A 9138-nucleotide genomic window follows, 5' to 3' on the forward strand; every position below is an offset into this window, starting at 1 on the left:
GAGTTCCGATTCGTCGACCGCCGCAACAACGTACTCAAGCTCTCGCAGGGCGAGTTCGTCACCATATCGAAATTGGAGGCCGTCTACGTCAATTGCGCCCCGGTTCAACAGATCTACGTGTACGGCAACAGCGAACGCTCTTTTCTACTGGCCGTCGTGGTGCCAACCGACGCAGCCCTCGCGGGCCGCGACGGGGGAGCGCTCAAGCCGTTGATTCTGCGATCGCTTCGTGAGGCTGCGCGCGCCGCAGAGCTGCAGCCGTACGAAATTCCGCGCGACATCATCATCGAAACCTCGCCGTTCAGCGTCGCCAACGGTCTACTTGCCGGAACCGGTAAGCCGCTGCGACCCAGCCTAAAGAGCCGCTATGGGAAGCAGCTGGAGGCGTTGTACGCCGAGCTTGTCGACGCCCAACACGACCGTCTGGCCGAGTTGGGCGAGCGTGCGGCGAGCCGACCCACAATCGACACCGTCTGCGCCGCGGCCGGCGCGGTGCTGGGTTCGGTCACCGATGCACCGGCGCCCGACTCGCATTTCACCGAGCTGGGCGGCGACTCGCTGTCCGCCTTGACGTTCGCCGACGCACTCCAAGACATTTTCGGTGTCGAGGTCGGCGTCGGCGTGATCATCAGCCCGTCAAGCGACTTACAAGCTGTCGCAGATTACGTTGAGGCGCAACGATTCTCGGCGACCGTCAGATTGACATTCGACGCAGTACACGGCGCCGACTCCACCGTGGTACGTGCCGACGAGTTGACCTTGGACAAATTCATCGACGCGGCCACGCTCGAGAACGCCCCTTCCCTGCCGGGGCCACGTTCCGACATTCGCACGGTCCTACTCACGGGCGCCACGGGCTATCTGGGCCGCTACCTTTTGCTGGACTGGTTGCAACGGATGAAATCGGTTGGCGGAAAAGTCATTTGCCTGGTTCGGGCCAAGGACGATGCGGCCGCCCGTCGGCGTTTGGATGCGGTATTCGACAGCGGCGACCTTGATTTGCTCAACCGCTATCAGATTCTGGCGGCCGACTGTCTCGATGTTCTTGCCGGCGACAAGAGCGCGCCCGACCTCGGATTGGACGTCCCCGATTGGCAACGGCTCGCCGACGGCGTCGACGCGATCGTCGACCCCGCCGCTCTGGTCAACCACATGTTGCCCTACCCACAACTTTTCGGGCCCAATGTGGCCGGAACCGCTGAGCTCATCCGCTTGGCGTTGACCACCCGCCAGAAGGCATTCGCCTACGTATCGTCAGTCGGCGTCGGCGCGACGGTGGCTCCTTGGGAGTTCAGCGAGGACGCCGACGTTCGTCAGATCAGCCCGACGCGAAGCGTCGACGACGCCTACGCCAGCGGCTATGCCACCAGCAAATGGGCCGGCGAGGTGCTCTTGCGTGAAGCCCATGATCTGTGCGGGTTACCCGTAACCGTGTTTCGTTGCGACATGATCATGGCCGCACCCGGCTACGCCGGGCAGCTCAATCTCCCCGACATGATCACGCGTTTGATACTCAGCATCGCGGCTACCGGGCTCGCCCCGGCGTCGTTTTACCTACGCAGCTCTGCTGGCGGGCATGTTCAGGGGCATTTCGACGGCCTGCCCGTCGATTTCGTCGCGGAGTCCATCTCGACGCTCAGTGCGATGGCTGACAAGGGATTCCAGACGTTCCACGTAGTGAATCCGCACGACGACGGCATCGGGTTCGACCAGTATGTCGACTGGATGATCGAAGCGGGTTGTCACGTCGAGCGTATTGATGACTACGACGAATGGTACGCGCGATTCGAGACGGCTGTGCGCAACCTTCCCGAACGACAACGCGCGGCGTCATTGCTTCCGCTGTTGCAGATCTACCGCCACCCGCAGCATCCGATCCGCGGAACCTTCGCTCCCGCAGAGCGGTTCAGGGCGGCGGTGATGGCGCACGGCCTCGGCCACGGCGGTGACATACCCGAGATCGGCGGGCCCGTCATCGAGAAGTACCTCGATGACCTCGAACTCGTCGGGTTGCTCGACAGACGATGAGCAGGCCGCCCACCACAGTAAGGAGAGATGAGTGCTGGACCAGATTGAATTCGAGGTGAGCAAGCAGGCGCCCTCGCTCGATCACTATCGTCGAGGATGGACGCCAAGCCCGGAAGTCGGGTCGGCTGGTATCTGGTTGGGCGCGATCGTTAGCGACCCCTCCGGTCAAACCTATTGGGGATTAAGGGGACTCGACGACTTCGTTGTCGGTATGACCCATGTGGTGTCGCCGATCTGCGGGTTCCGGTCACTGCCCGAACAACTCAGCGCCGATGCGGGGCACCTGTTCGACGAGTACGCGTCGATCGACTGGTTCGAACCCGTCCAATACATCGACAGCGGCGATCAAGTGCAATTGCTTTACCCGAGCGGTCGTATCGAGCGTGATGCCAACGGTTTTCACTGGCACGATGCCAGCGGACGGTGGGAGGTCCACGGGAAGACCGTCAGCGAAATCGTCTTTACCCACGTACCCATCCAAGACGGCATCGACGACGAGGTCTACTACCGTCACGAGCTGATGTATGTCACTGGCAAGGTCGACGGCGTCGAGGTGTCGGGGTATGCCCACCAGGACTTCGCCTATGGCCCACCGGGAAAGGCCTACGTCGAGCTGCCGATTGCACGCCATCTGCAAGGCATGTGGGTGTCGTGGCTGGACGATTACGGCGACGGCACGCTCGGTGGCGGCAGCTTCTGGCAAGGCAAGGACGGTCTCACGTTCGGGCCGGGCTATCAACTCAAAGATGGAGTGACCACGGTGCACAAGGACGTCGTCGCCGAACCTGCGCTGAACGAGGCAGGGCAAGTGACCGCTTTGGAGACCTCCATCGGTTCTGATTCCTACTCGTTCATGTTCGAGGCAGCCGGCAGCCCGATTCATTTCTTCGGGCCACAGACCGACAGCTCGATTGGCACGAGGCCCGTTCGTAGCTGGTGCTGGGTGGAGTACCCCGGCGGCATGTTGACCCCGGAGTTGCTGGATATGTCTCTGGCACCATTCCGCCTGGCGCGGGGCAGCCAACCGGCGATTCATTGACGAGAGGGCGACAGGCTGTGCGAACACGGGCGTGCGCCGGTGCCGTGATGCGCGCGCATACTAGGCAAAACGTTGATGTTGGCATGTGACGATTCATCGTGAAGGAGGTCGGCCATGAGCCAGCCAGCGGGGCGCCTGGAACGGCGCAGCAGCGGCGAGCTCGTTGCCGATCATCTGAGGCGTCAAATCGTCTCCGGCGAACTCAAGCCAGGTGAGCGCCTGACCCAGGAAGACATCGGTGCGCGATTAGGGGTCAGTCGGGTGCCGGTGCGCGAAGCCCTGGTGATCCTGGAGCAAGAGGGCTGGGTGCGCATGGAGATGCACCGCGGCGGACGAGTGCTACCGATCGAGACGTCGATCACTGATAACGCCGAGGTGTGGAATTTGATGTTCGGGCTGGTGGCGCGGCGCGCCGCGGCCCGGCTCACGGCAGACCATGCTGCCCAGCTGGCGGACATCGCCGCTCGACTCGAGGAGACCCGCGACCCTGCAGCCGTCTGGACATTGTCCGAGGCCTACCTCGACGTGATGTTTGACGCGGCCAATGCCCCGCCGATCGCCCGAACCCTGCGTCGGATCCGCACGACGGCGATCGACACGATTTTCGACGTCGTGCCCGAAACGTCGGAAGTCAGCCGCGTCGGCGCGGTTGCGGTGATCGACGCGGTGTGTGCGCACGACGGTGAGCGCGCGGTCGCCGCCCACGACGATATGCAGGCCGAGTGTCTGCGCCTGCTGGTATCGGCGTTCCAAGACCGCGAGCCGAACTGACCTCAGCGCGCAGCTGCCGTTTGGGACCTTGTTTCAGCCTGGGTCGGTAGTATTTGTAGAATGTCTGCAATCCTACATGGGTTCAACAGGGAAGCATTGCGCCGGCGTGCAGGGCCGTCGGACTGCGGTCACTGTGTCGGGGCTCGTCCTGCTCTTCGTGCCCGGACACCAGGCAGGACGGGTCGATGACGCCGGGAGATCGCACCGGCCCGGTGGACGTCGATCAGCGGGGCGACGCGATCGTTGCCGCCGAAGAGGCCGAGGCTGAGGCCGCGGAGGCCGAGGCTCGTGCGGCCGCGGCGATGGCCAGGGCACAGGCGATAAGACGCCGCCTCGAGGCCGTACCTCTGCCCGCAACGATCCGGCGGGGTCGACTGTGGAGACGGCCGTCGTGGCGGGCACTGCTGGCCGGCGGTACGGCAGCCGCGTCAGCCGCCGCGCTGCTGGCCGCCACCGGATACATGGTGTGGCAAGACCATCGGAGTTCAGAACAGCGGCACCGCGAAGTCGAATTCGCCGCGGCGGCTCGCCAAGGCGTCGTGAACCTGATGTCACTTGATTTCAACCGAGCCGAAGACGACGTACAACGAATCATCGACAGCTCCACCGGCGCATTCAAGAACGACTTCCAGGCAACGGCCGACGATCTCGTCACTAGCGCACGGAATGCCAGGGCGGTCAGCAACACCATCGTGAACTCCACGGCGGTCGAGTCGACGAACGGCAACTCGGCGGTCGTCCTGGTTGCTGCGACCAGCACCCTCACCAACGCCGCTGGCGCCAAGGACGAGAAGCGCTCATGGCGGCTCAGCGTCACAGTCACACAAGACGGTACGCAGCTGAAAATTGCGAAAGTCGACTTTGTGCCGTGACCACAGAACAAGTCGAAACCGAATCGCGAGATCTCGCCAGCACCGCTGACTCTCGGCGCCGTCGACTTACCTGGCGCTCAACGCTTCTCGCGCTGATCGTCGTGGCAGCCGCGGTCTCGGCGTCGTTGGTGTTCTTCTGCCAGTATCGGCCTGAGCGGCAGACGGGAGATGCGGTACGTCATGAGGCGGTCCAAGCTGCATCCGACGGCGCAGTCGCCGTGCTTTCGTACGCCTCGGAGAGTCTCGAACTGGACTTTGCCCGGGCCCACAAGCATCTGACCGGTGATTTCCTCTCTTACTACGACAGATTCACCGGCCAGGTCGTGACCCCCGCCGCGCGAAAAAGCCACATCAAGACAACTGCGCAGGTGGTGCGCGTTGCCGCTTCCGATGTTCGACCCGGTTCGGCTGTCGTGCTGGTCTTCATCAATCAGGTGACCATGAGCCACGACAGACCAGAACCCGCGTTGAACAGCAGCGCCGTGCGGGTGGGGTTGACGAAGGTCGACGGGGTCTGGTTGATCTCGTCGTTCGACCCGGTTTGACGTCTCTACACCAGTCTGGCCGGCCGAGGGCCCGTTCTAGCGAGAAGAGTCAACCTCGCACCATTTTGTAGAATGTCTGCAATACTCGACTTGGCTCCGCGTCGAGGGGAGGTCAAACATGCCCATGCACCAACGACCGATCTCCAGTGGTCGGCGATCGCCGTCGCTTGGTGATGCCGCGATCGCAATCGTTCGCGCGTGCAAGCCCGTCGTAGCGAGCAGCGCTTCCGGTGTCGCGGCGGGGAGCGGCCGTTGACGACCAATACGCCCTGGAAGCAGAGAGATTGGCGGGTGCTAGCGGCTCTGGTCAGCGTCGCGGGACTCGCGGTGGTTGCGGTCGTGGTGGCGGTCCAGTTTCGCGGGGGTTTCAGTTCCGCAGTGCCGGTGACGGTGGTGTCGCCGCGCGCCGGGCTCGTCATGAATCCCGACGCCAAGGTGAAGCTTCATGGTGTGCAGGTCGGCAAGGTGGTCTCCCTGCAGGCTTTGCCGGACGGACGGGCGCTGCTCCACCTGGCGATTGATCCCGAGCAGTTGCAATACATCCCAGCCAACGTGCTCGTGAACATCGCCTCCACAACGGCATTCGGCGCGAAGTTCGTCCAGCTGATCGCACCTGAGCGGCCGTCGCCCAAGAGCATGTACGCCGGCGAGGTGCTCGACGCACGTCAGGTCACGGTGGAAATCAACACGATCTTCCAAAAGCTAGTGGCGGTGCTGGCCAAGGTCGAGCCAGCGAAGCTCAACGAAACTCTTGGAGCGATCGCTTCCGCGTTCAACGGTCGCGGGCAGCAGATCGGCCAGATGCTTTCGGATCTGGACGCGTTCTTGTCGAGGTTCGAACCCGCTCTGCCGAGCTTGCGCCACGATCTCGGGGCGGCGCCCCGGGTCCTCGATGCGTTCGCCGACGCCGCCCCGGACCTCATGTCCACGACGTCGAGCGCCAGCCGGATCAGCGGAACGGTGGTCGGCGAACAGCGCAACCTGGATGCGTTACTGATCCACGCGATAGGGCTGGCCGACATCGGCCAGGAGGTGTTGGCCACCAATCGGCAACCGCTCACCGACGTCGCCCATCTGCTGGTTCCCACGACAGATCTGACGAACAAGTACAACAGGGCCCTGTTCTGCTTGCTGGGCGGCCTGGTACTGGGGGCCTACCAGCCCAATCCGGTGATGCCCGGTGCGATGGTCGACGCGAGTTTCACACTCGGCCGCGAACGGTTCCGCTACCCCCAGGACCTGCCGAAAGTGGCAGCGACCGGAGGTCCGCAATGCGTTGCGGGATTGCCCAACATCCCCTATGAAGCCCGACCGCCCTACGTCGTCGCGGATGTCGGTTACAACCCGGCTCGCTACGGCAACGAGGGAATTCTGTTGAACTCCAACCGGCTTAAGACGTGGTTGTTCGGTCCACTCGACGGGCCACCACGAAACAGCGCGCAGCTCGGGAATCCCGGATGAGCGGAAAGCAAGTGGCCCTCTCGGTCAAGTTCGGGTCGTTCGTGCTCGTGATGACCGCGCTGACGGCCGGCATGTTCATAGTGTTCTACCAGTATCGCGGCGGCCCGACCAACACCTATTCAGCGGTATTCGGCGACGCGTCACGACTCAAAGCCGGCGACTCGGTGCGCGCGGCCGGAATCCGAGTGGGGACGGTCAATAGCGTCGTCCTGCGTGACGACTTGTCGGTGCTGGTCACGTTCGACGCCGACCGCGACGTTCCGCTCACCACCGGGACCAGGGCCGCGGTGCGATATCTCAACCTAGTCGGTGATCGGTATCTCGAGCTCGCCGACGGTCCGGGTTCGACTCGAATCTTGGCTCCTGGTGGGCAGATTGGCCGCGACCATACCGCGCCGGCGCTGGACCTCGACCTGCTGATGGGCGGGCTCAAACCGGTCACACATGGCCTGAACGCCCGCGACGTCAACGCGTTGACCCAGACCCTGCTGCACGTGTTGCAAGGCGAAGGTCAACCGTTGCAGTCGCTGCTGGCCAACACCTCATCGTTCACCGCTGCCTTGGCCGACAACAACGACGTCGTCCAACATTTGATCGACAACCTGAACACCGTTGCGGCAACGCTGTCTAACGATGGCGATAAGTTCTCCGGCACCATAGATCGCTTGCAGCGCTTTGTGTCTGGACTGGCGGCCGACCGTGATCCGATTGGCGCGGCAATTCATTCCCTTGACAACGGCACCGCCACGCTGGCAGACCTCCTCACCAATGCGCGCGCGCCGCTATCAGGCACGATCAACGAGCTCAACCGATTAGCCCCGCAGCTGGATCTCCACAAAGACCACATCGACGCTGGCCTCCAGAAGGAACCGGACAACCTTCGCAAACTGGTACGCCTGGGCGCCTACGGCAGCTTCTACAACTATTACCTGTGCGGTGTACAAATTCGCGTCACCGACTTGCAAGGCGCCACAGCGGTATTCCCCTGGATCAGGCAACAGACGGGTAGGTGCGCGGACAGCTGATGTTGAAATATCGCGGATCCAGACTCGCCAAATCCGGCTTCATCGGCCTGACATTGATCGTGCTCTGCATTGTCGTGGGATTACGGCCCGAGCAGCTAGCGTCGTTGGCGACCTCTGTGAGATACCAGGCGTTGTTCACTCAGGTCGGCGGACTGGTCGCCGGTAACGACGTCACGGTGTCCGGAATCAAGGTCGGAACGGTGACGGACATCGCACTCGACGATGGTCAAGCGTTGGTGGGCTTCACCATCAAAGCCGCTCTGCGGCTGGGTGATTCGACGACAGCCCACATTCGTACCGGCTCTCTGCTGGGCCAGCGGGTGCTGACGCTCGAGCCCGCCGGGCGAGCAAGGTTACGTCCCTCGGTGACCATCCCGACCTCACGGACATCCTCCCCGTACTCGATCACCGACGCGGTCGGTGATCTGACGACCGACATTGCCGGAACCGACACCGACACACTCAACCAGTCGCTGGACACCCTGTCGGCCACCATTGACGAGATTGCCCCCAAGCTGGGTCCGACATTCGACGGGGTCACCCGGTTGTCGCGAGCTCTCAACGCCCGCAACCAGACTCTGGGGGAGCTGTTCAAAAACGTACGCGACGTCAGCACCATCCTTTCGGCGCGCAGCGCACAGGTGAACACGTTGATCCTCGACGCCCACGATCTGGTGGATGTCCTGGTCGATCAGAGGCACGCCATCGTGGATTTGCTCAGCAACACCTCAGCCCTGGCCAAGCAATTGGCCGGCGTGATCCACGACAACGAAGCAAAGCTCGCGCCCACCTTGGAAAAGCTCAACGCAGTGACCGCGGTATTGGAGAAGAACCGCGACAACATAGCCAAGTCTCTGCCGGGTTTGGCTCAGTACGAACTGACTTCGGGGGAGCTGGTGTCCAGTGGCCCCTATTACCAGGCGATGATCGCCAACCTGGGGATCCCCGAGCTTCTACAACCGTTCCTCGACTACTACTTCGGGTTTCGCAGGGGCGCCAATGCGGGCCAACCGCCCGACAATGCGGGGCCAAGGGCTGAAGTGCCTTTCCCGGTCAATGGGATTCCCAGGCCCGGCGAACGGTGGGGGCAATGACCGACCGCCACCGGCTCGCACGTGCCACCGCCATCGCGTTGGTTGGAATGATCAGCGCCGCAACGTTTTTTATAGTGCGTGAAACATTGTGGCGCCCGATGAAAGTTAGTGCGTACTTCGTCTCCGCCACGGCGATCTACCCCGGTGATGACGTGCGTGTCGCGGGAATCAAAGTCGGAAACATTGCGTCTCTAGAACCACAAGGACCGCAGGTGAAGATGACGTTCACCATCGACCACGGCGTGCCCGTCCCGGCCGAGGCCAAAGCGGTAGTCGTGGCCGCCAACCTGATCTCGGCACGTT

At 62.8% G+C, this 9138-nt stretch carries 9 protein-coding genes; all 9 read left to right on the top strand.

What is annotated here, in order from left to right:
* Nucleotides 1–2028, top strand: a 2028-nt coding sequence (locus A5658_RS07900; protein ID WP_156751323.1) for a thioester reductase domain-containing protein, incomplete at its 5' end; no start/stop codon positions are given.
* 31 nt (nucleotides 2029–2059) lie between these two features.
* Nucleotides 2060–3067, top strand: a complete 1008-nt coding sequence (locus tag A5658_RS07905) for a hypothetical protein (RefSeq protein WP_067332906.1) — start codon at nucleotides 2060–2062, stop codon at nucleotides 3065–3067.
* A 114-nt stretch (nucleotides 3068–3181) separates the two neighbouring features.
* On the top strand, nucleotides 3182–3838 hold the full coding sequence (locus tag A5658_RS07910) for a GntR family transcriptional regulator (RefSeq protein WP_067332907.1): 657 nt from the start codon (nucleotides 3182–3184) through the stop codon (nucleotides 3836–3838).
* Nucleotides 3839–4023: 185 nt separating this feature from the next.
* The gene (locus tag A5658_RS07915) at nucleotides 4024–4710 is read left to right on the top strand and encodes a hypothetical protein (RefSeq protein ID WP_067332908.1); all 687 of its coding nucleotides are present in this window, start codon (nucleotides 4024–4026) and stop codon (nucleotides 4708–4710) included.
* Entirely contained in the window at nucleotides 4707–5255 is a 549-nt protein-coding gene (locus tag A5658_RS07920) for a hypothetical protein (protein WP_067332909.1), read from the top strand. The genes A5658_RS07915 and A5658_RS07920 overlap by 4 nt, the downstream gene beginning before the upstream one ends.
* Before the next feature lie 252 nt (nucleotides 5256–5507).
* A complete protein-coding gene (locus A5658_RS07925) occupies nucleotides 5508–6716 on the top strand; it encodes an MCE family protein (RefSeq protein WP_082993022.1) in 1209 nt (402 codons plus the stop codon).
* On the top strand, nucleotides 6713–7741 hold the full coding sequence (locus A5658_RS07930; RefSeq protein WP_067332910.1) for an MCE family protein: 1029 nt from the start codon (nucleotides 6713–6715) through the stop codon (nucleotides 7739–7741). The genes A5658_RS07925 and A5658_RS07930 overlap by 4 nt, the downstream gene beginning before the upstream one ends.
* Nucleotides 7741–8835, top strand: coding sequence for an MCE family protein (locus tag A5658_RS07935; protein ID WP_067332911.1), 1095 nt, complete (start codon nucleotides 7741–7743; stop codon nucleotides 8833–8835). Before A5658_RS07930 ends, A5658_RS07935 begins: the two co-directional genes overlap by 1 nt.
* On the top strand, nucleotides 8832–9138 hold a 307-nt coding region (locus A5658_RS07940), incomplete at its 3' end, for an MlaD family protein (RefSeq protein WP_156751324.1). The genes A5658_RS07935 and A5658_RS07940, both read left to right, overlap by 4 nt.

Origin of the sequence: Mycobacterium sp. 1245111.1 (genome assembly GCF_001673405.1) — a bacterium.
Classification (GTDB): Bacteria; Actinomycetota; Actinomycetes; order Mycobacteriales; family Mycobacteriaceae; genus Mycobacterium.

Bases quoted from the DNA above. Each gene is read 5' to 3' on its own strand.
- A5658_RS07910 (WP_067332907.1), top strand. From the start codon at position 3,182: ATGAGCCAGCCAGCGGGGCGCCTGGAACGGCGCAGCAGCGGCGAGCTC.
- A5658_RS07930 (WP_067332910.1), top strand. From the start codon at position 6,713: ATGAGCGGAAAGCAAGTGGCCCTCTCGGTCAAGTTCGGGTCGTTCGTG.
- A5658_RS07935 (WP_067332911.1), top strand. From the start codon at position 7,741: ATGTTGAAATATCGCGGATCCAGACTCGCCAAATCCGGCTTCATCGGC.
- A5658_RS07915 (WP_067332908.1), top strand. From the start codon at position 4,024: ATGACGCCGGGAGATCGCACCGGCCCGGTGGACGTCGATCAGCGGGGC.